The organism is Sphingosinicella terrae (assembly GCF_003347635.1).
GTDB lineage: Bacteria > Pseudomonadota > Alphaproteobacteria > Sphingomonadales > Sphingomonadaceae > Allosphingosinicella > Allosphingosinicella terrae.
On the sequence record NZ_QDFY01000001.1, the window covers coordinates 720,832 to 745,434 of the forward strand.

Below are 24,603 nucleotides of genomic sequence, written 5' to 3' on the forward strand. Positions count from 1 at the left end.
GGAGGTGCGCCATCGGACGGAGCGGCATGTGGTCCGAGCGAAGCCACGATCGGGAGGCGCGGCGCGGCCGGATCGATCGGAAAGACGAGGCCACAAGACTCGTCTTTCCGATCGATGGTCGGGGAGACAGGATTCGAACCTGCGACCCTCTGCTCCCAAAGCAGATGCGCTACCAGGCTGCGCTACTCCCCGACGGCGCCTAGGTAGGGCGTCGGCGACGGCCCGGCAACTCGGATCGTTCGGGTGTTGCGTAGAGCAGCGATGGAGCGGCCTCCTGTACGCCCGCACTGGGGCAAACAGCGCAGGCGCCGTCTACGGTTCTGGTGGGCCCGGCAGGATTCGAACCCGCAACCTAGCCGTTATGAGCGGCCGGCTCTACCATTGAGCTACAGGCCCTTACCCCGAAGCCTCGTGCTCGATAGCGAATGCCGGAGAGGGCCGCCACAAATTCGTTCGACCGAAGGGCCTTTCAGGCACCGCCCTCGCCCTGACCCGCCGCCGGCGGGGCCTCGACCAGCGTCGGCAGGAAGAGCGAGATGCGCTCTTCGCCGATCAGGAGGGCGCCGCCGACCGCCTCGGCGAGATTGCGCACCAGCCGCAGCGCGAAGCCGAGGCCGAGCGCCGGAGCGTCCGGCCAGTCGCCGTCCGGGCTGTATCCCGGATCGAGCAAAGCGCGCTCGTCGAGCCCATCGATCGCCTGCGGACGATCGAGCGAAAGGCACAGCATCGGCCGGCCGCCGCGCGACGCGGTGGCAAAGGCGCAGGCAATCGTCTCGCCGGAGGCGGCCAGGCCGATGGTCGCCGCGAACAGCCGCGAGAACATCCGCTCCGCCGTCGCCGCCTCGACCTCGGCCGGCGGCAGCCCGGCTGCGAGGTCGAGGGTCAGGCGGGTGCCGCGCTGGGCGGCGAGCCGCCCGTAGGATTCGTGGAGGCGGCCGAGCAGGGTGCCGGCGTCGACCGCGCCGGAATCCATTGCGAGCCGGTCGGTCTCTAGGCGCGCCGCCGTGTCGAGATCGTCAACCGCGGACAGGAGCCGCCGCGCCTGGTCCATGATGCCGGCCGCCCGGCCGCGATAAGTGGCTGCCGCAGGACCCATATATTGGCCCTCGATCATCTCGGCGAAGCCGACGATCGCATTCAAGGGCGTCCGCAGCTCATGGACCAGCTGGCGCAGCGCATCGGGCGGGAGGCGGGTGCCGAACAGGCCGGTGGGCGGCGCCTCGGCGGCGGCATGGGCGATCTCGTCGAGGCGAGGCCGGCGCGCGGTGCCGCGATAGCCCAGGAAGCTGCCGCGATGGGGATCGAAGAAAGGCACCCCGGAAATCCGCCAGTCGCCCGAGGCCGGGCCTTCGCCGGCGACGCTGAAGCGGGCGTCGCGAAACGGCGACCTCTTTTCGAAGGCCCCCGCGGCCTGGCCGTCGACGCCGAACTGGCCGAGCGCGGCAATGGTGGCGATGCTCTGTCCGACCAGCGGCTCACGCGGCGCCCCCTCGATCCACCGCATGATGCCGTCGGCGCCGGTCTCCCAGCGAAAGCCGTCGGCAGGAGCCGCCTCTCGCGCCGCGCGATGGGCTTCGCGCTCGCCATCCTGACGCCGGCGATACGCCTCGATCCGATCGACCAGCTCCTGGATCTGGGACTCTTCGGCCTCAGCCCCGGCGGAGGCCGGCGGCGCGGCTTCGCCGGAAGGCGGGGCCGCGGGAGCATGAGCGGCGAGCCCTTCCTTCTTCTCGATCACCAAGTCGCTCGCACCGAAGGCGGCCAGTGCGTGGCGGACCTCCGGCGCGAGGTCGCGGCGGTGCCTCAGCAGCGAACGCGCCGTGGGGCCGAGGCGCGGCAGCAAGGAAAGCCACTCGCCGGGCTCGAGCCGGACTCCGGCGAGCAGCGGCCCCGAGACGAACGGGGTGTCCTCGGCGAAATAGGCGACGAGATCCGGAGCGACGCCGAGACCGACCAGGGCGCAGGCCGCTTCGCGTCTGAGCGCGGGAGCAATCGCGATGCGATGCTCGCGCAGCCAGACGAAGGCGCTGCCGCTTTCGTCCAGGTCGGCGCCGGCACGGCCCTGGGCGAGAAGGTCGACGAGCTGGCGCCACTGCGCCGCAAGCCGCTCCGGACGGTCGGCCGGCTGCGCCAGGACGGTGGCGATGGTGTCGTCGAAGCGCATCCTCGATCCCGGCCGTCAGAGGCTCTCACGCGGTGGAAATCACGAGGTAGACCCGGGGAGCCGGGCGCGGAAGGGGCGAATTGATCCCGTCGCAATTCGGGACGGTCGGGACGGCAGGCCGCTCTTCCGGAATCGAGAAGGGCGCCGGATCGCTCCGGCGCCCTTCCCTATCGGTGCTGCGCGCCGTCAGCCGCGCCGCTGGAGCCAGAGCAGCCAGAGATTGGCAAGCTCCGTGCGCGGGCCCGTGATCGCGCGGAAAGCGGCCTCGGCTTCCGCCCGCTGTCCGGCTTGCGCGAGCGCCGCGCCGAGACGGTTATTGACGAGGTTGGCGTCGACGCCGCCCTTCTGCAGGGCGGCGCGATAGAGCTCGGCCGCCTGCGCGTAATCGCCATAACCGTAGAAGGCGTCGCCGACGCGAAGCGCGCGACGGCCGTCATTGCCGCCCATCGCCGCGGACTTCTCCTGGGCGAGCGAGGCGCGATCTTCCTGGACACGGCCGCTTGCGGCCTGCAGCATCTGCCGGGCATAACCGGTGTTGCCGGCGCTGATCGCGTTGCGGGCCAAGCCTTCTTCGAGGGCCGACTTGACCTCTCCGAAGATGGCCGCGCTGTTGGCGGCCTCCGCATATTCGACATAGTCGCGCTCGCTGGTGAGCGCCTGGGCGGCGCGCATCAGCCGATAGATGTCGAGATGCTGGTCCTCGCCGACATTGTTGAGCTCGCGATAGATGACGATCGTGTCGTGCCAGAGCTGCGGGGTCGGATTGGCGGCGAGCAGCTCACGCGCCTGGCCGAGCGCCTCCGGGCTGCGGGCGCGGAAGGAGAGCGCCAGCACCTGGCGTCGCCACAGCTCCGGCACCTCGCCACCGGCCTGCTGGCGGGCCTGGATCGCCTGCTGGTAGAGCCGCAGGGCCGCGGCGCTGTCGCGCTCGACCCGGCTCTGGGCGACGAGCGCCATCACTTCGGGATCGTTCGGCGCCACCTCGAGCAGGCGGTTGAACGCCTGGTCCATCTTGGCATTGTCATTGGCGGCGGCGGCGAGACGGCCCTGCTCCTCATAGAGCGCGCGAAGCTCGGTCTGCGGGGCACCACCGGAGGCGATCATCGCGTCTATGCCCTGGGCGCGCAACTGGGCATCGTTGAGACCGATGCCGACAACGCGCTGAATCTGACCGACGAGGAAGCGGGCATCGGCGCCTTGGGCCGCTGCCTGCGCCGCCGGGAGCGCCGCCTGTGCGGCAGCCCAGTTCTGGGCGCGCGCCGCCTCGGACAGCGGCACCAGCGCTTCGCGTTCAGCGCGGCTCAGCTGGAATTCGCGGCCGGCCGCATTGGTCGCGGTCGTCTGCTGGTCCTGATCCTGCTGCTGTTGCTGCTGCTGGTTCGGCTGCGAGCGCTGCCGGTTGCGCAGCGATTCGAACGCCTGGGCGTCGGCCGGCGCCGGATAGGCCAGCACGGCTCCACCCGTGATGAGCGCTGCGGTCAGCGCCGCCATCGAAGCTTTCATCGAAAATCGTCTCCTGTCGTGCGGGGGGTCATGTTCATCTGCCGTCAGGCGGGGCGGCGGGCCAGCCAGACCAGCCAGAAGCCGGCGAGGTCGGCGCGTGGCCCGGTGACGGCCCGAAGCGCCGTCTCCGCCTCTGCGCGCTGTCCGGCCAAAGCCAGTGCCGCGCCGAGCCGCGTATTGACGAGATTGGGGTCCTCGCCGCCTTTTTGAAGGGCAGCGCGGTAGAGCTCGGCCGCTTCCGCATATTGGCCGAAGCCGAAATGGGCGTCGCCCGCCTCGCGGGCCGGAGTACCGGTCGCCGCGGCGAGCGCCTGGGTGCGAAGGCGCCCGAGACCTGAGCGCGCGGTCGTCGCCTTGCGGTTGTTGGACGTGTTGAGCTGGCGCACGCGCGGCTCGGTCGAGGAAAGCATGCCGCGCTCGACACCTTCGTCGAGCACTGCCTTGACCTCGTCGGCATAGGTGGTCGCATTGCCCGGCATGGCCCGACCGAGCGCCTCGGCGAACTCGAGATAATCGCGCTCGCCGGCGAGGGCGCCGACGGCCCTGAGCAGGCGCCGGACGTCGAGGTCGAGCGCAGGATCGGCCTGGACCGCGCGCTGATAGACCATCATCGCGTCACGCCAGTTGGCGGGGTTTGGATAAGCGGCCACCATCTCCCGCGCGAGGGCGACGCCCTGCGGGCCGAGATTGTGATCGAAGGCCAAGGCGACGGCCCGCTTGTACCAGCTTTCCGGCACCGGCTGGCCAGCGGCACGCTGAAGCTCGATCGCCCGCTGGAGCAAGGTGACGGATTCAGCGAACTGGGCCTGCGCCTCCGCATTGCGGCCGCCGCGGACGAGCGCCGAGCCGATCTGCGACTTCATCTGGGCATATTCGGCGGTGACTGCGGCGTTCTGCGGATCGAGCTCGACGGCGCGGGCGAGCAGACGCTCGGCCTGATTGTGCTGACCCGCATAGAAGGCCCGCGCCGCCTGGTTGGCGAGCAGCGACGGCATCTCCTCGCGGGTCGCGAGTCCGCTACTGACCAGCGCGTCGACCGCCTGGCCCGTCATCTGGGCGTCCTGCCGGGCACGGCCGATCTCGAGCTGGTAATGGGCGAGAGCATGACGCGCATCGTTGCTCTGCGCCGCCGCCCGCGCCGCCGCCAAGGCCGCGTCCTGGGCGGCGCGATCGGTGCCGCGCGCGGCCGCCTCCAGCGCCTGCAGCGCCTGCCGTTCGTCGCGGGTGAGGGAGACGGTGTGACCGGCGGGCGCCGGCTGGGCCAGGCCGGGAGAAGCGAGGATCGCCGCGCCGCAGACCATCGATGCCGCCGTCAGCGCCAACTTCGAAACCCTCATGAATGGCGTCTCCCTGATCCGCCCGCGACGGTCGCGGGCGGTGGCTTCTACCGTCATTGCCACGGGCTTTCTAGGGGCCGGGCAATGAACGCCCCTTGAACTGCGGCAGGCCGAAAGCCGGCGCGAAAGCAACGACTTGCCGGATGCCCGACGGAGGCGCCCGCGATGCCGTTCCTCGCGCGCGCAGGCGTGCGCGCGGGGTGGCGCCCGCCCGCCCCTTCGGCTAGAGCCGGTCCGCACGCCGCGCCTCGCGGCGCTCGACGCCCATAGAATCAGGAACCCAAATTGGCCAGCGCACCGCCGACCATCGAACCCAGCGACATTTCCCCGATCTCCATCGTCGAGGAAATGAAGACCTCCTATCTCGACTATGCGATGTCGGTGATCGTCGCGCGCGCCCTCCCGGACGTTCGCGACGGCCTGAAGCCGGTCCATCGCCGCATCCTCTTCGGCGCCCAGGAAGCCGGTTTCGTCGCGGGGCGTCCCTATCGCAAGTCGGCCCGCCTGGTCGGCGACGTGATGGGTAAATATCACCCGCACGGCGATTCCTCGATCTACGACGCACTCGCGCGCATGACCCAGGACTGGTCGATGCGGGTTCCGCTGATCGACGGCCAGGGCAATTTCGGATCTATGGATCCGGATCCGCCGGCGGCGATGCGCTACACCGAGGCGCGGCTCGCCCGCGTCGCCAATGCCCTGCTCGACGACATCGACAAGGACACGGTCGACTTCCAGCCCAATTACGACGGGTCCGAGCGCGAGCCACAGGTCCTGCCCGCCCGATTCCCCAACATCCTGGTCAACGGCGCCGGCGGCATCGCGGTCGGCATGGCGACCAATATCCCGCCGCACAATCTGGGCGAGGTCATTGCCGCGTGCAAAGCCTATATGGACGATCCGACCATCAGCATCGAAGGGCTGATGGAGCATATTCCGGGCCCCGACTTCCCGACCGCGCCCCTGATCCTCGGCCTCGCGGGGGCCCGCTCCGCCTATAATACGGGCCGCGGCTCGATCATCATGCGCGCCCGCCACAAGGTCGAGGAAGGCCGCGGCGACCGCCGCTCGATCGTCCTCACCTCCATCCCCTATCAGGTCGGCAAGAACGGCCTGGTCGAGCGGATCGCCGAGGCGGCCAAGGACAAGCGCATCGAGGGCGTTTCGGACATTCGCGACGAATCGAGCCGCGAGGGCGTCCGCATCGTCATCGACCTCAAGCGGGATGCGACGCCCGACGTCGTCCTCAACCAGCTGTGGCGACACACCCCCGCCCAGTCGAGCTTCCCCGCCAACATGCTGGCGATACGGGGCGGCCGGCCCGAGACGCTGAACCTCAAGGACATCATCAGCGCGTTCGTCCAGTTCCGCGAGGAGGTCATCACCCGGCGCACCAAGTTCGAGCTGGCGCGTGCCCGCGAGCGGGCGCACATCTTGCTCGGCCTGGTCATCGCCGTCACCAACCTCGACGAGGTGGTACGCATCATCCGGGCGTCGGCGTCGCCGGCCGAGGCGCGCGCCTCGCTGCTCGCCCGCGAATGGCCGATCGAGGAGATCGCGCCCTACATCGCCCTGGTGGAGGCGGTCGAGGACGAGGTGCAGGACGGCCGCTACCGGCTCTCCGAGACCCAGGTCCGCGCCATCCTCGAGCTGCGCCTGCACCGCCTGACCGCGCTCGGGCGCGAGGAGATTGGCGGCGAGCTGCGCGAGCTGGCGGCGTCGATCGCCGGCCTGCTCGAGATCCTGGCCGACCGGGTCAAGCTCTATGCCGTGATGCGCCAGGAGCTGGACGAGATCGCCACGGCTTATGCGACGCCGCGGCTCACCGAGATCGCCCCGGCCGCCGACGGCATCGACGACGAGGACCTGATCGAGCGCGAAGAGATGGTCGTCACCGTGACGATGGGTGGCTATATCAAGCGCACCCCGCTCGATGCATTCCGCGCCCAGCGTCGCGGCGGCAAGGGCCGCTCCGGCATGGCGACCAAGGACGAGGATGCCGTCGCCGAGCTGTTCGTGACCTCCACGCATACCCCCGTCCTGTTCTTCTCGACCCACGGCAAGGTCTACCGGCTGAAGGTCTGGCGCCTGCCGGAGGGGGCGCCGCAGGCGCGCGGGCGACCGATGGTCAACCTGCTGCCGCTGGCCGAGGGCGAGACCATCTCGACCGTGCTGCCGCTTCCGGAGGACGAGGCGGAGTGGAAGGATCTCCATGTCGTCTTCGCCACCGCCAAAGGCAGCGTCCGCCGCAACAGCATGGACGCCTTCGCCAACGTGCCGACCGCGGGTAAGTATGCGATGCGATTCGACGAGGGCAGCGAGGACAGCCTGGTCGGCGTCGCCTTGCTGACGGAGGAGGACGACGTCCTGCTCGCCACCCGCGGCGGCAAGGCGATCCGCTTCGCCGCCACCGACATCCGCGAGTTCCAGAGCCGGACCTCGACCGGCGTGCGCGGCATGACCCTGGCCGGCGGCGACGAGGTCATCTCGCTGTCGATCCTTCGGCGGGTCGGCACCACCCAGGAGGAGAAAGAGGAATATCTGCGCTTCGCCCCCTGGAAGGGCGAACGCGAGGGCGAATGCCAGCTGTCGCGGGAGCGGATGGCGGAACTCGCCGACAGGGAACAGTTCATCCTCACCGTCACCGCCAACGGTTACGGCAAGCGCAGCTCGGCCTACGAGTATCGCCGCACCAATCGCGGCGGCCAGGGCATCGTCAACATCGACACGTCGGAGCGCAACGGCCCGGTCGTAGCCAGCTTCCCCGCCCGCAACGGCGAGCAGATCATGCTGGTCACCGATCAGGCGAAGATGATCCGCACGATGGTGGGCGACATCAGGATCATGGGCCGCAACACCCAGGGCGTCACCCTGTTCAGCGTCGCCGACGGCGAGCACGTCGTCTCCGCCGCACGCATCGACGAGGACGAGGAGCCGGAGAACGAGGCCGAGGAGAAGATCGCGGAGGAGATGGCCGGCCAGGATGCCGCGCCGGGCGACCGGGTCCAGCTCGACGACGGCACCGGTCCGGAGACGCTGCCGGACAGCCAGGAGGGCGAGGGAGAGGAATAGTGGTTCCTCTCCATCGCCGTGCGATGGGGAGCGATGCCTTGGTGCGCCGTAGCGCGTCGCTTACCCCTCCCCCCTCCCCAGCAGAGCTGGGGAGGAGCTAGACGTACAGGTCCACCACCTCCGCGCCGCGAAGGATAGCCTCGTGCAGCGGCGTGCGGTGGCAGCCGGCGGGATCGCGCTCGAAGCAGAGCAGGGCCGACGGCTTCTCTGCGGCAAGCTCCGCCAGTTGCGCGGCCTGAATTCCGGCCTCGGGCGTCTCGAGCTGCGCCGCGTAGATGCGGCGCATCTCCCCGATCCGTCCCTTGCGGGCGGCCTCGCGGCCGTCGGGCGGCGTGCCGAGCGCCTTCAGGTGGACATAGTCGATGCCCGCCTCCTTCAGGCCGGCGGCAAGGACATTCTTCGAGAAACCGGGCTTTCGCGACAGCGGCACCGCGCGCACGTCGATCAGCCGCTCGACGCCGGCCGACGTGAGCGTCGCGATCAGCTCATCCTGGGTGGCGCCTTCATAGCCGATGGTGAAGATGCGCATGCGGCGGCCTTCCTCCTTGCCCCTGATCCGACTAGAGGGCCCAGCCATGAACGCCCAGCTCCAAGCGAAGTCCCCCCACCAGGTCCACATCGTCGGCGGCGGCCTTGCCGGCTCCGAGGCCGCCTGGCAACTCGCGCAGGCGGGGGTGCGGGTCCGGCTGTCGGAGATGCGCGGCGGCGTCGAGATGACTCCGGCGCACCAGACGGACGCGCTCGCCGAGCTGGTCTGCTCGAACAGCTTCCGCTCGGACGATGCCGAGAACAATGCGGTCGGCCTCCTCCATGCCGAGATGCGCGCGCTCGGATCGCTGATCATGGCGGCGGCCGACGCGCACCGGGTGCCGGCCGGAACGGCGCTCGCCGTCGACCGAGAAGGCTTCGCCGCCGAGGTGACGCGCCGGCTGGCCGCCCACCCGATGATCGAGCTGGTGCGCGAGCGGGTCGACGCGCTTCCGGAGAGCGGCCCTACGATCGTCGCCACCGGCCCGCTGACCGCGGCGCCGCTGGCGGAATCGATCCGCCGCGCGACCGCGTCGGACGCCCTCGCCTTCTTCGACGCGATCGCGCCGATCGTCCACCGCGACACGATCGACATGGACATCGCCTGGATGGCCTCGCGCTGGGACAAGGGCGAGACCAAGGACTATATCAACTGCCCGATGGACAAGGCGCAGTATCTCGCTTTCCATCAAGGTCTGATCGACGGCGAGAAGACCGAGTTCCGCGAATGGGAGAAGAGCACGCCCTATTTCGAGGGCTGCATGCCGATCGAGGTGATGGCCGCGCGCGGGGTCGATACCCTGCGCTACGGGCCGATGAAGCCGGTCGGCCTCGACGATCCGCGCACCGGACGGTGGCCCTATGCGGTGGTCCAGCTCCGGCAGGACAATGCGCTGGGGACGCTGTGGAACATGGTCGGCTTCCAGACCAAGCTTAAGCATGCCGAACAGGTGCGGCTGTTCCGGACGATACCCGGGCTCGAGCAGGCCGAGTTCGCGCGGCTCGGCGGCCTCCATCGCAACACCTTCATCAACTCGCCGCAATTGCTCGATGCCACCCTCCGCCTCAAGGCGGCGCCGCACATCCGCTTCGCCGGCCAGATCACCGGTTGCGAGGGCTATGTCGAGTCGGCCGCCGTGGGCCTGCTTGCCGGCCGCTTCGCCGCGGCGGAGCTGTCGGGACGGGCGATCGGCGCGCCGCCGCCGACCACCGCGCTAGGCGCGCTGCTCGGCCATATCACCGGCGGTGCCGATGCCAAGAGCTACCAGCCGATGAACGTCAATTTTGGCTTGTTCCCGCCGGTCGAGGGCCGGGCCCGCAAGGCCGATCGCAAGAAGCTCTATACCGACCGGGCCCGCCGCGATCTCGGCCAATGGCAGGCGGCGATCGGGAACGAGGCGATGGAACGCGTGTGAGAGGTGGAGGGCGGGCCGTTGAAGGCGGCTCGCCAGTGGTCGGACAGCGCCCGGCAAGTCAGCAGGCGCACCGTCTCGGCGCCCGGCGCGGGGGCGCGGTGGTGGCGAATTCCTCCCGGGTCAGGAAGGTGTCGCGGTTCGCGTTGGCACGGGCAAATTTCTCCGACGTACTCACCGCCCATTCCTCGAACGCCAGGCGGCCGTCGCCATTGGTGTCGAGCCGGGCGAAGGCGGTCCGGCGTGGGTGATAGAGTTCCTCGAGGGTGATCCGTCCGTCATCGTCGCGGTCGGCCCGGTCGAAGCGCCGCTCCTCCTTGGTGCGTTCGTCGGCAGCCGGCGGCACGGGCGGACGCGGCTCGTCGGGCAATGCCGCGACCGCCTCCGGCGCCGGCGGCACCGGAGCCTCCTCGTCCTGGGCCAGCCCCTTCCACAGGAAAAAGCCGGCGGCCACGAGCAGCAAAGCGGATCCCACGCCGGCGACGAATCGCAGCATCGCGTCCTCCCCTGATCCGGCAGAGGCTAAACCAGGCGCAGGCAGCCACCAAGCCCGATCAGCGGCCGGTGAGGCGATGTCCGATCATCCGCAGCATGCGCCGCGGCGAAGCCTGGGGGGCGAGCGGCAGCCCGGCCTCGGCATCGCCGCGTGCGAGCGCGGCGAGCATGCCGAGCGGACGCAGGGCGACCGGCCAGGGCCGACGATCGCCGCGGCGCCGCGCCGCCTCCAGCGACGCCTCGGCCTCTTCCTGCCGGCTGCTGTGCCGGGCAAGGTCGACCAGCGCCCAGGCCTCGCCGCTTCCCGCCGCCGCCGCCGGATCGCCGCCGAGCAGGCGCGCCGAGAGCGCGAACAGGAGCCCGCCCCGACGGACCGCATGAGTCTCCAGCGCGTCGGCGTCGAGGGACTCCGCATCGGCAAGGACGGCCCAGCCTTCTTCCAAGCCGGCCAGGGCGGCGCCGGGCAGGCCGGCGGAAAGGAGGTGGACGGAGACCGCCTCGAGAACCGGCTGGGGCGGCGGCGGCTCCCGATCCAGCTTCTCGAGCGACTCCCGCCACCAGGCCAGTCGGATCCGGCTGATCATCGGATCGCGGCCGGTCGCCAGCACGTCGGCCAAAGCGACGTCGAGGCGCCACAAGGCCTCGACCGCAGCGCGCCGCGCCGCCGGGACGTAAGCGAGCGCCAGCCGGCGCTCAGGATCGAGATCGAGCGTCATCCGCGACGCTCCTAGCGCACGATCAGCGGAACTTCAGCACCCGCGCCACGAGGCTTCGATCGGTGAACTCTCCCTGCGCGTCGACGATGAGCGGCCAGCGGCGCCCCTTCACTCGCACCGAGATCCAGGGGGCGTTCACCGAGACGCCGGCGGGATTGACGAACCGCCCGGCGCGATAGTTGGAGCCGAACACGTCGGTCAGCGGTACGATCAGCGCGCGGCTGCCGACGAAGCGGACGGTACTCGCCCGCAGCGTTCCGCTCGGCTCGTCGAGTGCGAGAACGCTCACATAGATCCGGCCATAGGCGGCCATGCCCAGCGCGAACAGGATGCCGATCGAGGCGACACCGATTCCCACTGCGAGCCGGGTGCCGAGCGGCGCAAGCACGCCGCCGTCGCCCGGCAGCGAGCCGTAGGTGCGAAACAGGTCCCAGCCCCACCAGGCGGTGCCGAGCGCGCAGACGAGGGAGAAGAGCATCAGGCCGCGCACCTTGGTGAGCTGCGCGCCGGCACGGTAGAGCTGGATCATGGGATCGACATCCACCTCCTCCCGGGAACGGGGAGGACGAGCGACTAGCGGTAGCAGACCTTCTTCGCCGCGGCGACGACGTCCTCGGCCTTGACCAGCGCCATCTTCTCGAGATTGGCGGCATAAGGCAGCGGCACGTCGGCATCGGTCACGCGAAGTACCGGCGCGTCGAGATCGTCGAAGCCGTCCTCCATCGCGATCGCCATCAGCTCCGAGGAGATCGAGCAGCCCGGCCAGCCTTCCTCGACGCAGACCATCCGGTTGGTCTTGGCGAGGCTCTTGAGCACGGTCTCCCGGTCGAGCGGACGCAGGGTTCTGAGATCGATCACCTCGGCGTCGATCCCCTCTTCGGCGAGTGTCTCCGCGGCGTCGAGCGCGACGCCGACGCCGATCGAATAGCTGACCAGGGTGACGTCCCTGCCCTCGCGCGCGATCCGCGCCTTGCCGATCGGCAGGACATAGTCGTCGAGCTTCGGCACCTCGAAGCTCTGGCCGTAGAGCAATTCGTTCTCGAGGAAGACCACCGGGTCCTCGGACCTGATCGCCGCCTTGAGCAGGCCCTTGGCGTCGGCCGCGGAATAAGGGGCGATGACGATCAGCCCGGGGACGGCGGCATACCAGGGCCCATAATTCTGGCTGTGCTGGGCGCCGACGCGGGCGGCCGCGCCGTTGGGGCCGCGGAACACCATCGGGCAGCGCATCTGGCCTCCCGACATGTAGTTCGTCTTCGCCGCCGAGTTGATGATGTGGTCGATCGCCTGCATGGCGAAATTGAAGGTCATGAACTCGACGATCGGGCGCAGGCCGCCCATCGCCGCGCCGGTGCCGACGCCGGCAAAGCCATATTCGGTGATCGGCGTATCGATGACCCGGCGCGCGCCGAACTCCTCGAGCAGGCCCTGGGTCACCTTGTAGGCGCCCTGATATTCCGCGACCTCCTCGCCCATGACGAAGACGCGGTCGTCGCGGCGCATCTCCTCGGCCATGGCATCGCGCAGCGCCTCGCGCACGGTCGTGCGGACCATCTCAGTCCCTTCGGGCACCTCGGGCTGCACCTCGGTCTTTTCGGCCGAGGCGACGAGATCGCGCGCGCCCGTCTCCATCTGGACCTGAGTCGCTTGCGCGTCCGCCTCGGGCTCGGTCTTCTGGTCGCTCGGCTGTTCGACCGCGCCCGTGTCGGCCTTGGCTTCCGGGGCCGGAGCAGCGCCGGCTTCGACGTCACTTGCGTTCTCGTCCTCGCCGGCGATGAGCGCGATGACGGTGCCGACCTTCACCTCGTCCGTGCCTTCAGCGACGAGGATCTTCGCGATCGTGCCTTCGTCGACCGCCTCGAACTCCATCGTCGCCTTGTCGGTCTCGATCTCGGCGAGGATGTCGCCGGATGCGACGCTGTCGCCTTCCTTGACCAGCCACTTGGCGAGCGTGCCCTCCTCCATGGTCGGCGACAAGGCCGGCATCTTCAGCTCGATCGGCATCAGTAGCTCCCGACCAGGATGTCGGTGTGAAGCTCGGACCCGTCCGGCTCCGGCGCCTGCTCGGCGAAATCGGCGGCCTCGGCGACGATCGCCTTGGTCTCCTTGTCGATCGCCTTGAGCTCGTCCTCGGTCACCCCGAGCGATTCCAGCTCCCGCTTCGCCGCCTCGATCGGATCCGATTTCTCGCGGACCGCCTGAACTTCCTCGCGCGAGCGGTACTTGGCCGGATCCGACATGGAATGGCCGCGATAGCGGTAGGTCTTGAGCTCGAGCAGCACCGGACCCTTGCCGGACCGTACCCAGTCGATCACCGTCTCGGCGGCGCCGCGGACGGCGAGCACGTCCATGCCGTCGACCTGTATCCCGGGAATTCGGAAGCTCTCGCCGCGACGGTAGAGCTGATCTTCGGCCGACGAGCGGTTGACGCTGGTTCCCATCGCATATTGGTTGTTCTCGATCACGTAGATGATCGGGAGCTTCCACAGCTCGGCCATGTTGAAGCTCTCATAGACCTGGCCCTGATTAGCGGCGCCGTCGCCGAAATAAGCGAGGCAGACGCCGCCATCGTCGGCATATTTGTGCTTGAAGGCGAGGCCGGTGCCGAGGCTGACCTGGGCCCCGACGATGCCGTGGCCGCCATAGAATTTATGCTCGACCGAGAACATGTGCATCGAGCCGCCCTTGCCCTTCGAGATGCCCGCGGCACGGCCGGTCAGTTCGGCCATGATGAGCCTGGGATCGATCCCGTAAGCGAGCATGTGACCATGGTCGCGATAGCCGGTGATCACCGAATCCTTCTTGTCGTCGAGCGCCGACTGGAGGCCGACCGCGACCGCTTCCTGGCCGATATAGAGATGGCAGAAGCCACCGATCAGGCCGAGGCCGTAGAGCTGGCCCGCGCGCTCCTCGAAGCGGCGGATGAGCAGCATCTGCTTGTAGAGTTCGAGCAGCTCCTCGCGGCCCGCCTGGTAGCGCTCGGGCTCCGGCGGTCTCTCGCGATTGGGACGCGGCGGCGCCGCCGGCGCAGCTTTCTTGGCCGATGCGGCACGTGCCGATGCAGATTTTGCCACTCTCCACAACCCTTTCTGTTCTCGAGGCGACTGGCTGGCGGCTCTATGGCCGCAAACCCGGCGGGGCGCAACGCCCGGAAGCGTGCACGGTCAATGCCGAGGCGTGAGGAAGGTTGCGGGACGCCGATTTCCTCGCCCGCGGGAAGGATCAGCGCGCCGGAGCGGGCGCGGGTTCGAGCTCGATGATCACCTCGTCGGGCCTCACGAGGCCGAGCTCGCGGCGGACGAGCTCCTCGGCGAGATCGGGGTCGACGTGGCGGGGATCGAGCAGCTGCGAGCGGTGGGCAAGGCGGGCCCGCTCGGCCTCGAGCTGGGCGAGCTGGACCTGGCGCTCGGCCTTCAGGCGACGATAATCGCCCCAGGAAAGCACACCATTCTCGCCGATGACGGCATAGCCGAGGAAGTTGGCGATGATGAGCACGCCAAGCGCCGGCAGCGCCGCACGCCGCATCAAGGCCAAAGGACTGTTCACCCCCGTCATCGCCTGCCGTAAGAATCAGGAAAGCGGCGGAGAATCAAGCCCTTTGCTGACAATAAAGTCCCAAGTGCCCGGTTTCAGCGACCAAAGGCGTCGCGGCCGGCATATCGGGCGGTCTCGCCGAGCTCCTCCTCGATCCTCAGCAGCTGGTTATATTTGGCGAGCCGGTCGGAGCGGGCCAGGCTGCCGGTCTTGATCTGACCGCAATTGGTGGCGACGGCGAGGTCGGCGATCGTCGTGTCTTCGGTCTCGCCGGACCGGTGCGACATCACCGAGGTGTAGCCGGCGCGGTGGGCGGTCTCGACCGCCTCGAGCGTCTCGGTGAGCGTGCCGATCTGGTTGACCTTGATCAGGATCGAATTGGCGAGGCCCTGCTCGATGCCCATGCGCAGTCGCTTCGGGTTGGTCACGAAGAGGTCGTCGCCGACGAGCTGGACCCGGTCGCCGACGCGTTCGGTCAGCGCCTTCCAGCCCGGGAGATCGTCCTCGGCCATGCCGTCCTCGATCGAGCGGATCGGATAGGCGCCGGCCAGTTCGGCGAGATAGGCGGCCATCTCGTCCGGCGAGAGCGTCCTGCCTTCGCCTTCCATCCGATAGGCGCCGTCCCTGAAGAATTCGGTGGCGGCGCAGTCGAGGGCGAGAACGACATCGTCTCCCGGCGTATAGCCGGCCTGCTCGACCGAGCGCATGATGAAGTCGAGCGCATCGCGGGCCGAGGCGAGATTGGGGGCGAAACCGCCTTCGTCTCCGACGGCGGTCGACAGGCCGGCATCATGCAGGCCCTTCTTCAGCGTGTGGAAGATCTCGGCGCCGCAGCGCAGCGCCTCGCCGAAGGTCGGCGCGCCGACCGGCATCACCATGAACTCCTGGAAATCGATCGGATTGTCGGCATGGGCGCCGCCGTTGAGGATGTTCATCATCGGTACCGGCAGGGTCGCGGCCGAGACGCCGCCGACATAGCGGTAGAGCGGCAGGCCCCGCGCGTCGGCGGCTGCGCGGGCGACGGCGAGGCTGACCCCGAGGATCGCGTTGGCGCCGAGCCGCGACTTGTTCTCGGTGCCGTCGAGCGCGATCAGGGCGGCGTCGATCTCGCCCTGGTCCTCGGCCTCCATGCCGACCACCGCCTGCGCGATCTCGCCGCGGACAGCCTCGACGGCGCCGCCGACGCCCTTGCCGAGCCAGCGGTCCTTGTCGCCGTCCCGCTTCTCGACCGCCTCGTGGGCGCCGGTCGACGCGCCCGAAGGAACCGCGGCCCGGCCGAGGCTGCCATCCTCGAGCAGCGCCTCCACTTCGACGGTGGGATTGCCGCGGCTGTCGAGAATCTGGCGCGCGTGCAGATGGATGATGGCGGTCATTGGTTACGCCCTCGATATGAGTTAAGGGGGATCATCGGCCGATTATCGGCTGCGCGAGCCGCATGCAACTTTCCTTTCCGGGCCGGAACGCATGCCCCGCGGCAGGTGTTCTCGCTCTCGAAAACTGATGTCCGTCAACTGTGGAGATGCTTATGCCCCCCCGCGAGAACGAACTCCCCGAAGGAACCGACAAGATCGTCACCGGCGCGTCCGCCGAGCAGGGCGGCAGCAACGGCGGAGGCTTCGTCGCCACCGGCAATGGCGGCGGCGACAGCGCCGGCGGTTCGCCCGGCTCGTCCGGCGCCACGGACAAGCTGGTCAGCCAGGTCAAGGAGCAGGTGGTCAATCTGCGTGGCCAGGCGACCGACAAGCTGCGCGGCTTCGCCGACGACGGCAAGGGCCGGGCAACGACCTTGCTCGACGACGTCGCTTCCATCATCGAGGACGCGGCCCGCTCGATCGACGAGCGGCTCGGCGGCGAATATGGCGGCTATGCGCATAGCGCGTCGGAAGCGGTCTCGTCCTTTGCCGGCAAGATCCGCGACAAGAGCGTCGACGATCTGGTCGACGACACGCGCGACATCGTCCGCAAGAGTCCGGCCGTGGCGATCGCCGCGGCGGCCGTGGTCGGCTTCGCGCTGATGCGGGTGGTCCGCACCGGCCTCGACGGCGGCAGCGGCTCGGACGATGCCTCCACCGGCTCGCGGCCGGGCGGCGGCCGTACCCGGCGCACCACCAATGCCGACACGACGACGAGCGGCGGAGCCTGATCCTTGGACTCGCCGGCGCACGATCCGCGCGACGAGGGCATAAGCGACCTGGTGTCGCGGCTGCTCGAGGACGGCCGCGCCTATGCGCGCGCCGAGCTCGACCTCGTCAAGCAGATCGCCCGCCATCGCGCCGACCGCGCCCGCAACGGCCTCATCGCGCTCGCCGCGGGCGCGGTGCTGCTGCTCTCCTCGCTGACCGCCCTCATCCTCGGCCTCGTGCTTGGCCTGGCCGTCCTGATCGGGCCGGTCCTGGCCGGGATCGCGATCGCCGCGGCGCTGGCGGGGATCGGCTACCTCCTCGTCCGAATCGGCCTCGGCGGCCTCAGGGCGCTGAGCGGCGACGAGGAGGAAAAGCAGGCGATCGCGCGCGGGGAGACGATGCCGTGAACCTGTCCCAGCTCGAGCAGGCGAAGCGCAACGCGGTGATGGCACGCCGGCGGCTCGACAGCAGCCTAGTCGCCATCCAGCAACGGCTCAGGCCCGGCAATCTCGCCGGCGAGGCGTGGGACGGGGTCAAGGACAAGAGCGCCGATCTCGCCGACGGCGCACTGGAAGCGGTGCGCAAGCGCCCTGCCGCGGTCTCCGTCGCGCTCGGCGCCTTCGCCCTGTTCCTCGCCCGCAAGCCGCTGGCGCGGACGGTGAGCCGCCTCGTCGGCGGCGACGAGGACGAGGATGAGGGCCGCATCGTCACGAGGATCGAAACCCAGGAACCGAAGTTTACCGCGTCGGCGCCCGTGATCACCGACGCGTCCCTGATGGAAGGAGTGAAGTAATGGTTGCGAAGACGGATACCGGCACCAACGAAGGCGCGCAGGGGCGCGGGCGGGCGGCCGATGCTTACCAGACGGCGCGCGAGCGGACCTATTCCGCCTATGAGACGGCGCGCAACCGGGCCGCGGAGGTGACCCGGCAGGCGAGCGAGCAGATCACGGTCTATCCGGTCGCCGCGGTCGTCGGCGGTCTCGCCGTCGGCGCGCTGCTCGGCTTCCTGCTGCCGGCGACGCGGCGCGAGCGCGACCTGCTCGAGCCGACCGGCCGGCGCATCACCGATGCGGCCCGCACCGCCGCGCAGCGCGGTGTCGATGCCGGCAAGGAGCAGATCGAGGAGATCCGCAACCGCGCGACCCAGAAGGTCGGCGAAGCGGTGGTCGAAGCCGTCAGCGGCGGCAAGGACTAAGGCGGAGACGCCGCGGCGCGCACGCCCCCCGACGGGCTTGCACGCCGCGGCGATTCCCGCTTTGGGCTGGCGCTTCACCGACCATCCCAGGATCTCGCCTTTCCCATGAGCAAATTGCATTTCGTCTTCGGCGGCCGGGTCAAGGACCCGCGCGGCCTCGATTTCGACCTCTCGACGATCGAGATGGTCGGCCTCTACCCCAATTATGCCAGCGCCTATGACGCCTGGCGCACGCACGCCCAGCGCACCGTCGACGACGCCGAGATGAAATATGTCGTCGTCCACCTCCACCGGCTTCTCGAGCCGGACATGGAAGCGCCGAAGCCGTAACCGCCTCGCTTCCGCCTGAAGTCTGTCCTGGTCAGGTGGACGCGTCGTCGGCTGATGCGACCGGGAATCGCTTCAGGCCTTCCGGTACCTGAACAGCAGCAGGGGGTTGGCAAGCGCGACGCCGACGAGGAAGCCGCCGATATGGGCGGCGATGGCGATGCCGGCACCGCTCCGAGCGAAGGTGAACCCGACGATCAGCTGCAGCCCGACCCAGGCCGCCATCAGCCAGAGCGCGTTGAGCCAGAGCGCGAGCGTCGCATTGGCCACGCTGACCCGGTTGCGTCCGAACAGGATCGCATAGGCGCCGAGCACGGCGGAAACGGCGCCGCTGGCTCCGATCATCGGCACCGTTGCGGTCGGATCGGCCAGATACTGGGCCGCGGCGGCGGCATAGGCGCCAACCAGATAGAGGATGACGAAGCCCGGCCGGCCGATCACCGCCTCGGTCGGGCGGCCGCAAAACACCAGGATCAGCAGGTTGAAGCCGAGATGGAAGATGTTCGCGTGGAGCAGGGTCGCGGTCAGCGGCGCCAGCCAGAAGGGCATTGCGCCCCCTGCCCCGCCCGTGCCGACGCTTGCCGCGACGAAGCCAGCCCGGTCGACCGCCCAGATCTCCAGACCGAGCAGCCTGAGCAAGGCCCAGATTCCCGCGGTCGCCAGAGCGATCCCGAGCGTGACCCGGGCGGTGGACCAGCTTTCAGGCGGACGCATTGGCTGAGGCGGCCCTCTCGCCCGTCAGCAACGGTCGGACGGACGGAGTCCGTCTCGGCGGCGCTGCATCAGATGAACTCGATCTTGGCGATCTCGTAATATTTGTCGCCCGACGGCGCCGAGAACTCGACCTCGTCGCCCACGGAGCGGCCGATCAGGGCGCGACCCAGCGGCGAATTGTAGCTGATCCGGCCCACCTTGGCGTCGGCCTCGGTCTCGCCGACGATCTGATACTTGATCGGCTTGTCGTTCTCGTCGAGCAGGTGGACCGTGGCGCCGAAGACGACGCGATCGCCCGAAAGGGTGGTGGGATCGATCACCATGGCGCGGCTCAGCCGGTCCTCGAGATCGGCGATCTGCGCCTCGACATGGCCCTGCCGCTCCTTGGCGGCATGATATTCCGCATTTTCGGAAAGGTCGCCATGGCCGCGGGCTTCCTCGATCGCGTCGATGATCGCCGGGCGCTCCACCGTCTTCAGGTGGCGAACCTCGTTCTGGAGCTTCTCATAGCCTTCGGCCAGCATGGGCAGCTTGTCGACCGTCGCCATTCAATCGTGCCTTTCGTCAAAACGCGGGCTTCAGCGACCCTCCAGGGGGACACCGCCTACAACAGTCGCATTGTTCAGGATGATGTTTCGGAATCCGAGTAATAGTCCTGGAGGGACCGCACTTCAAGGTCATGCTCCCGGCGAGCCACGATCGCCCGCACCACCGCCGCGCTCGAAGCGGCGGTGGTGAAGTAGGGAATCTTCTGGCCGAGGGCGGAGCCGCGGATCGAGGCGGAGTCGCGATGGCTCTGCCATCCTTCCGTGGTGTTGAAGACGAGATCGATCTCGCCGTCCTTGATCCGGTCGACGATGTGCGGCCGACCCTGGGCGACCTTGTTGACCCGCTCGACGGCCAGCCCCTGCTCGGCGAGGAAGCTGGCGGTGCCGCCGGTCGCGAAGACCCGGAAGCCGAGGTCGAGCAAGGTGCGGACCGGCTCGACGATCGCCGGCTTGTCGCTGTCCTTGACCGAGACGAACAGCGAGCCGCCGTCGGGGAGCTCGACGCCGCCGCCCTGCTGCGACTTCAGGAAGGCCGTGGCGAAATCCTGGGCAATGCCCATGACTTCGCCGGTCGACTTCATTTCGGGTGAGAGGACCGGATCGACGCCGGGGAAGCGGGCGAAGGGGAAGACCGCCTCCTTGACCGCGATGTGCGGGACGTCGCGCCGGAGCGGCCGGTAGTGCGTCATCGCCTCGCGTAGCGGCTCGCCCGCCATCACCCGGGCGGCGATCTTGGCGATCGGCGTGCCCATCGCCTTGGCGACGAACGGGACGGTCCGGCTGGCGCGCGGATTGACCTCGATCAGATAGACGATGCCGTCCTTGACCGCGAACTGGACGTTCATCAGTCCCTTGACGCCGAGCGCGCGGGCGAGCGCCTCGGCCTGGCGCTCGATCTCGGCGACGATCTCCGCCGAAAGGCTGTAGGGCGGCAGCGAGCAGGCGCTGTCGCCGGAATGGACGCCCGCCTCCTCGATATGCTGCATGACGCCGGCGATGACGACGTCCTTGCCGTCGGCGAGCGCGTCGACATCGACTTCGATCGCGTCCCGCAGATACTGGTCGATGAGCACCGGGCTGTCGCCCGAGACCTGGACCGCCGTCTCGATATAATCCTCGAGCTGGCCGGGGGAGTCGACGATCTCCATGGCACGGCCGCCGAGGACGTAGCTCGGGCGGGTGAGTACCGGGTAGCCGATCCGCTCGGCGACGGCGAGCGCCTCCTCGCGGCTACGGGCGATGCCGTTGGCCGGCTGTCTGAGCCCGAGCCGGTCGACGAGGCGGGCGAAGCGTTCGCGGTCCTCGGCGAGGTCGATCGCGTCGGGCGAGGTGCCGAGGATCGGGATCCCCTCTTTCTCGAGCGCCGCGGCGAGCTTGAGCGGAGTCTGGCCGCCGAACTGGACGATCACCCCGACCAGCTCTCCGCGCGATTTCTCGACATGGAGGATCTCGAGCACGTCCTCGACCGTCAGCGGCTCGAAGTAGAGGCGGTCGGACGTGTCATAGTCGGTGCTCACCGTCTCCGGATTGCAATTGACCATGATCGTCTCGAACCCGGACCCGCCCGCGTCCGACCCGAGCGCGAAGCAGGCATGGCAGCAGCAATAGTCGAACTCGATCCCCTGCCCGATCCGGTTCGGGCCGCCGCCGAGGATGACGATCTTGCGCCGATCGGAAGGCTGGCTCTCGTCCTCGGGGGCCCCGAAGCTGGGCGCTTCGTAGGTCGAATACATGTAGGGGGTCTTCGCCTCGAACTCGGCGGCACAGGTATCGATCCGCTTGAAGACGGGGCGAACGCCGAGCTTGTGACGAAGCGCGCGCACCTCGTCCTCCGTGGTCGCGCCGAGCATCCCCTTGACCGCATCGTGGATCAGGCCGTGCGAGCGCGCCCGGGTCTTCACGCCTTCGCCGCGAATATGGGCGGCCTTGAGCGCGAGCTCGGCGAGCCGGCGGTCGGAGAAGCCCAAAGCCTTCAGCCGGCGCATGCCCTCGGCATCGGCGGGCAGGCCGTCGCGGCAGATCGCCTCTTCGGCCTCGACGATCTCGCGGATCCGCTCGAGGAACCAGGAATCGAACCGGGTGATGGCGTGGATCTCGTCGACGGTAAGGCCCTCGCGAAGCGCCTGGGCGGCGACGAGCAGCCGGTCGGGCGACGGCCGGGCCAGCGCCTCCTCGATCTCGGCCCGCGGCGCGCCGTAGAGGGCCTTGACCCCGTCGAGTCCGATCAGGCCGGTCTCGAGCCCGCGTAGCGCCTTCTGCAGGCTCTCGTGGAACGATCGGCCGATCGCCATCACCTCGCCGACCGACTTCATCGAGGTGCTCAGCAGCGCCTGCGATTCCTTGAACTTCTCGAAGGCGAAGCGCGGGATCTTGGTGACGACATAGTCGATCGTGGGCTCGAAGCTCGCCGGGGTGACGCCGGTGATGTCGTTCTGGATCTCGTCAAGCGTGTAGCCCACCGCCAGTTTGGCGGCGACCTTGGCGATCGGAAAACCGGTCGCCTTGGAGGCAAGCGCCGAGGAGCGGCTGACCCGCGGATTCATCTCGATGACGACGAGGCGGCCGTCCTTCGGATTGACGGCGAACTGGACGTTGGAGCCGCCGGTCTCGACGCCGATCTCGCGCAGCACCGCGATGCTGGCGTTGCGCATGATCTGATATTCCTTGTCGGTCAGCGTGAGCGCCGGCGCGACCGTGATCGAATCGCCGGTGTGGATGCCCATCGGATCGACATTCTCGATCGAGCAGATGATGATGCAATTGTCCGCGCGGTCGCGGACCACCTCCATCTCATATTCCTTCCATCCGAGCACCGACTCCTCGATCAGCACCTCGGTGGTCGGCGAGGCCTCGAGCCCGCCGGTGACGATGTCGATATATTCCTCGCGATTGTAGGCGATGCCGCCGCCCGTGCCGCCGAGCGTGAAGCTGGGCCGGATGATCGCCGGCAGCCCGACCGTCTCCAGCGCCGCCATGGCGTCGTCGAGATCGTGGGCGATCGCCGAGCGCGGCGATTCCAGGCCGATCCGATCCATCGCCTGGCGGAACTTGAGCCGGTCCTCGGCCTTCTCGATCGCCTCCGCATCGGCGCCAATCATCCTGACGCCATATTTGTCGAGCGTGCCGTCCTTGAACAGGGCGAGCGCGGTGTTGAGCGCGGTCTGGCCGCCCATCGTCGGCAGCACCGCATCGGGGCGCTCCTTCTCGATGATCTTGGCGACATAGGCCGGGGTGATCGGCTCGACATAGGTGGCGTCGGCCATCTCCGGATCGGTCATGATCGTCGCCGGATTGGAGTTGACCAGGATGATCCGATAGCCCTCGGCCTTGAGCGCCTTGGCCGCCTGGGTGCCCGAATAATCGAACTCCGCCGCCTGGCCGATGACGATCGGGCCGGCGCCGATGATGAGGATCGAGGAAATGTCGGTACGCTTGGGCATCAGCGCTCTTCAGGCTCGCAAATTGGAGGAATGGTGGAGTAGGAGACTTCGAGACGTCTGCGCTGCACCTCGTAGAGCCGCAAGCCGATCTCACGATACGGCACATCTCCCGAAGCGACGAGCCGGAGGAACCGGATCCCGTTGGCTTGCGCGTCAGCTTCCACGGTCCAGATGGAATTTCTCAGCTGTTCCGTGACGAATGCGCTTACCTGCACCGCATCGCCGCTCACGGTCAGAACGACCTTCACGCGAGAGATTTCCGATGAGGCGTGGCTGACGCACTCCTGCACCGGCGGAAGCGGCACGTCGATCACCCCAACTGTCCCACGAATTTCTCGAACAGATAAAGGCTGTCCTGCGGGCCCGGGCTCGCTTCGGGATGATATTGCACGCTGAACGCCGGCTTGTCGGTCAGCTCGATGCCGCAATTGCTGCCGTCGAACAGGCTGATATGGGTCTCGCGGACATTGTCCGGCAGGCTCTCTTTCTCGACCGCGAAGCCGTGGTTCATGCTGGTGATCTCGACCTGGCCGTCGGCGAGGCGCTTGACCGGATGGTTGGCGCCGCGATGACCCTGATGCATCTTGGTGGTGCGGGCGCCGACGGCGAGGCCGAGCAGCTGGTGGCCGAGGCAGATGCCGAACAGCGGCTTTCCCGTCTCGAGCAGCTGGCGGATCACCGGCACCGCATATTCGCCGGTCGCGGCCGGGTCGCCGGGGCCGTTGGAGAGGAAGATGCCGTCGGGCTTGTGGACCATCACCTCGTCGAAGGTGGCCGTGGCCGGGAGCACCGTCACCCGCGCGCCGGCGTCGGCGAGGTTGCGGAAGATATTGCGCTTGGAGCCGTAGTCGATGGCGACGACGTGCGGGAGCTGCTCGTCGTGCGGGCGCTCGACATAGCCCTCGCCGAGCTGCCAGCGGCCGCCCGACCAGCGATAGAGCTGCCGGCAGGATACGTCCTTCGCCAAGTCCATGCCTTCGAGGCCGGGCCAGGCCCGCGCCTTCGCGAGGAGGGCTTCGAGGTCGAAGGCCCCTTTGGCACTATGGGCGATGACGCCGTTGGGTGCGCCCTGCTCGCGGATCTTGCGGGTCAAGGCGCGGGTATCGACGCCGGAGAGGCCGATGCGGCCATTGGCCCGCATCCACTCGACGAAGCTCTGGGCGGCGCGGAAATTGCTCGGTGCGGTCACATCCTCGCGGACGATGCAGCCGAGCGCCCAGGGATTGTCGGCCTCCAGATCCTCGTAATTGGCGCCGACATTGCCGATATGGGGGAAAGTGAAGGTGACGATCTGGCTCGCATAGGAGGGATCGGTCATGATCTCCTGATAGCCCGTCATGGAGGTGTTGAAGCACACCTCCCCGACGGCTTCGCCTTCGGCCCCGAATCCCCTTCCCCAGATCGTGCTGCCGTCGGCCAGGACCAATACGCCCGTCGCCCCTTTTGGCGCAGGCGTGGCTTTGGTGTCGGCCATCTTGGCGGGCACTCCTCGA

General features: G+C 68.7%; 23 protein-coding genes and 2 tRNA genes. 7 read left to right on the forward strand and 18 right to left on the reverse strand.

Annotated features, from left to right (window positions below; genetic code table 11):
- Nucleotides 1-115: 115 nt before the first annotated feature.
- The 5 genes from DDE10_RS03365 to DDE10_RS03385 form a co-directional block, all read right to left on the reverse strand.
- A tRNA-Pro gene (locus DDE10_RS03365) sits at nt 116-192 on the reverse strand.
- 129 nt (nt 193-321) lie between these two features.
- Nucleotides 322-396, reverse strand: a tRNA-Ile gene (locus tag DDE10_RS03370).
- Between the two features lie 73 nt (nt 397-469).
- Nucleotides 470-2,164 (reverse strand): sensor histidine kinase, encoded by a 1,695-nt coding sequence (locus tag DDE10_RS03375; protein ID WP_114951274.1) that lies wholly within the window; start codon nt 2,162-2,164, stop codon nt 470-472.
- Nucleotides 2,165-2,350: 186 nt separating this feature from the next.
- Entirely contained in the window at nt 2,351-3,667 is a 1,317-nt protein-coding gene (locus DDE10_RS03380; RefSeq protein WP_114951275.1) for a hypothetical protein, read from the reverse strand.
- Nucleotides 3,668-3,711: 44 nt separating this feature from the next.
- On the reverse strand, nt 3,712-5,004 hold the full coding sequence (locus tag DDE10_RS03385; protein WP_114951276.1) for a hypothetical protein: 1,293 nt from the start codon (nt 5,002-5,004) through the stop codon (nt 3,712-3,714).
- A gap of 285 nt (nt 5,005-5,289) precedes the next feature.
- Between DDE10_RS03385 and gyrA the strand changes: the two genes are divergently transcribed.
- Nucleotides 5,290-8,076: a DNA gyrase subunit A gene (gene gyrA, locus DDE10_RS03390; RefSeq protein WP_114951277.1), complete on the forward strand. Its 2,787-nt coding sequence runs from the start codon at nt 5,290-5,292 to the stop codon at nt 8,074-8,076.
- A gap of 97 nt (nt 8,077-8,173) precedes the next feature.
- Here gyrA and DDE10_RS03395 read toward each other — a convergent pair whose 3' ends face one another.
- A complete protein-coding gene (locus DDE10_RS03395; RefSeq protein WP_114951278.1) occupies nt 8,174-8,605 on the reverse strand; it encodes a DUF488 domain-containing protein in 432 nt (143 codons plus the stop codon).
- Nucleotides 8,606-8,651: 46 nt separating this feature from the next.
- Here DDE10_RS03395 and trmFO point away from each other — a divergent pair, with 46 nt between their 5' ends.
- Nucleotides 8,652-10,019, forward strand: a complete 1,368-nt coding sequence (gene trmFO / locus DDE10_RS03400) for a methylenetetrahydrofolate--tRNA-(uracil(54)-C(5))-methyltransferase (FADH(2)-oxidizing) TrmFO (protein WP_114951279.1) — start codon at nt 8,652-8,654, stop codon at nt 10,017-10,019.
- A gap of 58 nt (nt 10,020-10,077) precedes the next feature.
- Here the strand turns inward: trmFO and DDE10_RS03405 are convergent, their stop codons facing one another.
- From DDE10_RS03405 to eno, 7 genes are all read right to left on the reverse strand, one after another.
- On the reverse strand, nt 10,078-10,512 hold the full coding sequence (locus tag DDE10_RS03405; protein WP_114951280.1) for an EF-hand domain-containing protein: 435 nt from the start codon (nt 10,510-10,512) through the stop codon (nt 10,078-10,080).
- 58 nt (nt 10,513-10,570) lie between these two features.
- Nucleotides 10,571-11,227: a squalene/phytoene synthase family protein gene (locus DDE10_RS03410; RefSeq protein ID WP_114951281.1), complete on the reverse strand. Its 657-nt coding sequence runs from the start codon at nt 11,225-11,227 to the stop codon at nt 10,571-10,573.
- Nucleotides 11,228-11,249: 22 nt separating this feature from the next.
- A complete protein-coding gene (locus tag DDE10_RS03415) occupies nt 11,250-11,756 on the reverse strand; it encodes a TMEM70/TMEM186/TMEM223 family protein (protein ID WP_162806257.1) in 507 nt (168 codons plus the stop codon).
- Nucleotides 11,757-11,800: 44 nt separating this feature from the next.
- The gene (locus DDE10_RS03420; RefSeq protein ID WP_114951283.1) at nt 11,801-13,231 is read right to left on the reverse strand and encodes a pyruvate dehydrogenase complex E1 component subunit beta; all 1,431 of its coding nucleotides are present in this window, start codon (nt 13,229-13,231) and stop codon (nt 11,801-11,803) included.
- Nucleotides 13,231-14,301 (reverse strand): pyruvate dehydrogenase (acetyl-transferring) E1 component subunit alpha, encoded by a 1,071-nt coding sequence (pdhA, locus tag DDE10_RS03425; RefSeq protein WP_114951284.1) that lies wholly within the window; start codon nt 14,299-14,301, stop codon nt 13,231-13,233. Before pdhA ends, DDE10_RS03420 begins: the two co-directional genes overlap by 1 nt.
- A 148-nt stretch (nt 14,302-14,449) precedes the next feature.
- Entirely contained in the window at nt 14,450-14,773 is a 324-nt protein-coding gene (locus DDE10_RS03430; protein ID WP_114951285.1) for an FtsB family cell division protein, read from the reverse strand.
- Nucleotides 14,774-14,856: 83 nt separating this feature from the next.
- Nucleotides 14,857-16,134: a phosphopyruvate hydratase gene (eno, locus tag DDE10_RS03435; protein WP_114951286.1), complete on the reverse strand. Its 1,278-nt coding sequence runs from the start codon at nt 16,132-16,134 to the stop codon at nt 14,857-14,859.
- 152 nt (nt 16,135-16,286) lie between these two features.
- Here eno and DDE10_RS03440 point away from each other — a divergent pair, with 152 nt between their 5' ends.
- The 5 genes from DDE10_RS03440 to DDE10_RS03460 all read left to right on the forward strand — a co-directional run bounded on the left by DDE10_RS03440 (nt 16,287) and on the right by DDE10_RS03460 (nt 18,411).
- Entirely contained in the window at nt 16,287-16,904 is a 618-nt protein-coding gene (locus tag DDE10_RS03440; protein WP_114951287.1) for a hypothetical protein, read from the forward strand.
- Between the two features lie 3 nt (nt 16,905-16,907).
- Entirely contained in the window at nt 16,908-17,291 is a 384-nt protein-coding gene (locus DDE10_RS03445) for a phage holin family protein (protein WP_114951288.1), read from the forward strand.
- Nucleotides 17,288-17,677: a DUF3618 domain-containing protein gene (locus DDE10_RS03450; protein ID WP_114951289.1), complete on the forward strand. Its 390-nt coding sequence runs from the start codon at nt 17,288-17,290 to the stop codon at nt 17,675-17,677. The genes DDE10_RS03445 and DDE10_RS03450 overlap by 4 nt, the downstream gene beginning before the upstream one ends.
- Entirely contained in the window at nt 17,677-18,081 is a 405-nt protein-coding gene (locus DDE10_RS03455; protein ID WP_114951290.1) for a hypothetical protein, read from the forward strand. The genes DDE10_RS03450 and DDE10_RS03455 overlap by 1 nt, the downstream gene beginning before the upstream one ends.
- Before the next feature lie 105 nt (nt 18,082-18,186).
- Nucleotides 18,187-18,411, forward strand: coding sequence for a DUF4170 domain-containing protein (locus tag DDE10_RS03460; protein ID WP_114951291.1), 225 nt, complete (start codon nt 18,187-18,189; stop codon nt 18,409-18,411).
- A gap of 72 nt (nt 18,412-18,483) precedes the next feature.
- On the opposite strand, the gene DDE10_RS03465 is transcribed toward DDE10_RS03460, so the two are convergent.
- The 5 genes from DDE10_RS03465 to carA form a co-directional block, all read right to left on the reverse strand.
- A complete protein-coding gene (locus DDE10_RS03465) occupies nt 18,484-19,122 on the reverse strand; it encodes a rhomboid family intramembrane serine protease (protein ID WP_114951292.1) in 639 nt (212 codons plus the stop codon).
- Between the two features lie 68 nt (nt 19,123-19,190).
- Nucleotides 19,191-19,670, reverse strand: coding sequence for a transcription elongation factor GreA (gene greA / locus DDE10_RS03470; protein WP_114951293.1), 480 nt, complete (start codon nt 19,668-19,670; stop codon nt 19,191-19,193).
- Between the two features lie 74 nt (nt 19,671-19,744).
- Nucleotides 19,745-23,110 carry a carbamoyl-phosphate synthase large subunit gene (gene carB, locus DDE10_RS03475; protein WP_114951294.1) on the reverse strand — a complete coding sequence of 1,122 codons (3,366 nt, stop codon included), beginning with the start codon at nt 23,108-23,110 and terminating at the stop codon, nt 19,745-19,747.
- Nucleotides 23,110-23,424 (reverse strand): hypothetical protein, encoded by a 315-nt coding sequence (locus DDE10_RS03480; protein ID WP_114951295.1) that lies wholly within the window; start codon nt 23,422-23,424, stop codon nt 23,110-23,112. The genes carB and DDE10_RS03480 overlap by 1 nt, the downstream gene beginning before the upstream one ends.
- On the reverse strand, nt 23,421-24,584 hold the full coding sequence (gene carA / locus DDE10_RS03485; RefSeq protein WP_114951296.1) for a glutamine-hydrolyzing carbamoyl-phosphate synthase small subunit: 1,164 nt from the start codon (nt 24,582-24,584) through the stop codon (nt 23,421-23,423). The genes DDE10_RS03480 and carA overlap by 4 nt, the downstream gene beginning before the upstream one ends.
- Between the last annotated feature and the right edge of the window lie 19 nt (nt 24,585-24,603).

What these genes read in the sequence shown, in the direction of transcription:
- DDE10_RS03375 (WP_114951274.1), bottom strand. Translation starts at nt 2,164, where the DNA reads ATGCGCTTCGACGACACCATCGCCACCGTCCTGGCGCAGCCGGCCGAC.
- DDE10_RS03380 (WP_114951275.1), bottom strand. Translation starts at nt 3,667, where the DNA reads ATGAAAGCTTCGATGGCGGCGCTGACCGCAGCGCTCATCACGGGTGGA.
- DDE10_RS03385 (WP_114951276.1), bottom strand. Translation starts at nt 5,004, where the DNA reads ATGAGGGTTTCGAAGTTGGCGCTGACGGCGGCATCGATGGTCTGCGGC.
- DDE10_RS03395 (WP_114951278.1), bottom strand. Translation starts at nt 8,605, where the DNA reads ATGCGCATCTTCACCATCGGCTATGAAGGCGCCACCCAGGATGAGCTG.
- trmFO (WP_114951279.1), top strand. Translation starts at nt 8,652, where the DNA reads ATGAACGCCCAGCTCCAAGCGAAGTCCCCCCACCAGGTCCACATCGTC.
- DDE10_RS03405 (WP_114951280.1), bottom strand. Translation starts at nt 10,512, where the DNA reads ATGCTGCGATTCGTCGCCGGCGTGGGATCCGCTTTGCTGCTCGTGGCC.
- DDE10_RS03410 (WP_114951281.1), bottom strand. Translation starts at nt 11,227, where the DNA reads ATGACGCTCGATCTCGATCCTGAGCGCCGGCTGGCGCTCGCTTACGTC.
- DDE10_RS03415 (WP_162806257.1), bottom strand. Translation starts at nt 11,756, where the DNA reads ATGATCCAGCTCTACCGTGCCGGCGCGCAGCTCACCAAGGTGCGCGGC.
- DDE10_RS03420 (WP_114951283.1), bottom strand. Translation starts at nt 13,231, where the DNA reads ATGCCGATCGAGCTGAAGATGCCGGCCTTGTCGCCGACCATGGAGGAG.
- eno (WP_114951286.1), bottom strand. Translation starts at nt 16,134, where the DNA reads ATGACCGCCATCATCCATCTGCACGCGCGCCAGATTCTCGACAGCCGC.
- DDE10_RS03440 (WP_114951287.1), top strand. Translation starts at nt 16,287, where the DNA reads ATGCCCCCCCGCGAGAACGAACTCCCCGAAGGAACCGACAAGATCGTC.
- DDE10_RS03455 (WP_114951290.1), top strand. Translation starts at nt 17,677, where the DNA reads ATGGTTGCGAAGACGGATACCGGCACCAACGAAGGCGCGCAGGGGCGC.
- DDE10_RS03460 (WP_114951291.1), top strand. Translation starts at nt 18,187, where the DNA reads ATGAGCAAATTGCATTTCGTCTTCGGCGGCCGGGTCAAGGACCCGCGC.
- DDE10_RS03465 (WP_114951292.1), bottom strand. Translation starts at nt 19,122, where the DNA reads ATGCGTCCGCCTGAAAGCTGGTCCACCGCCCGGGTCACGCTCGGGATC.
- greA (WP_114951293.1), bottom strand. Translation starts at nt 19,670, where the DNA reads ATGGCGACGGTCGACAAGCTGCCCATGCTGGCCGAAGGCTATGAGAAG.
- carB (WP_114951294.1), bottom strand. Translation starts at nt 23,110, where the DNA reads ATGCCCAAGCGTACCGACATTTCCTCGATCCTCATCATCGGCGCCGGC.
- carA (WP_114951296.1), bottom strand. Translation starts at nt 24,584, where the DNA reads ATGGCCGACACCAAAGCCACGCCTGCGCCAAAAGGGGCGACGGGCGTA.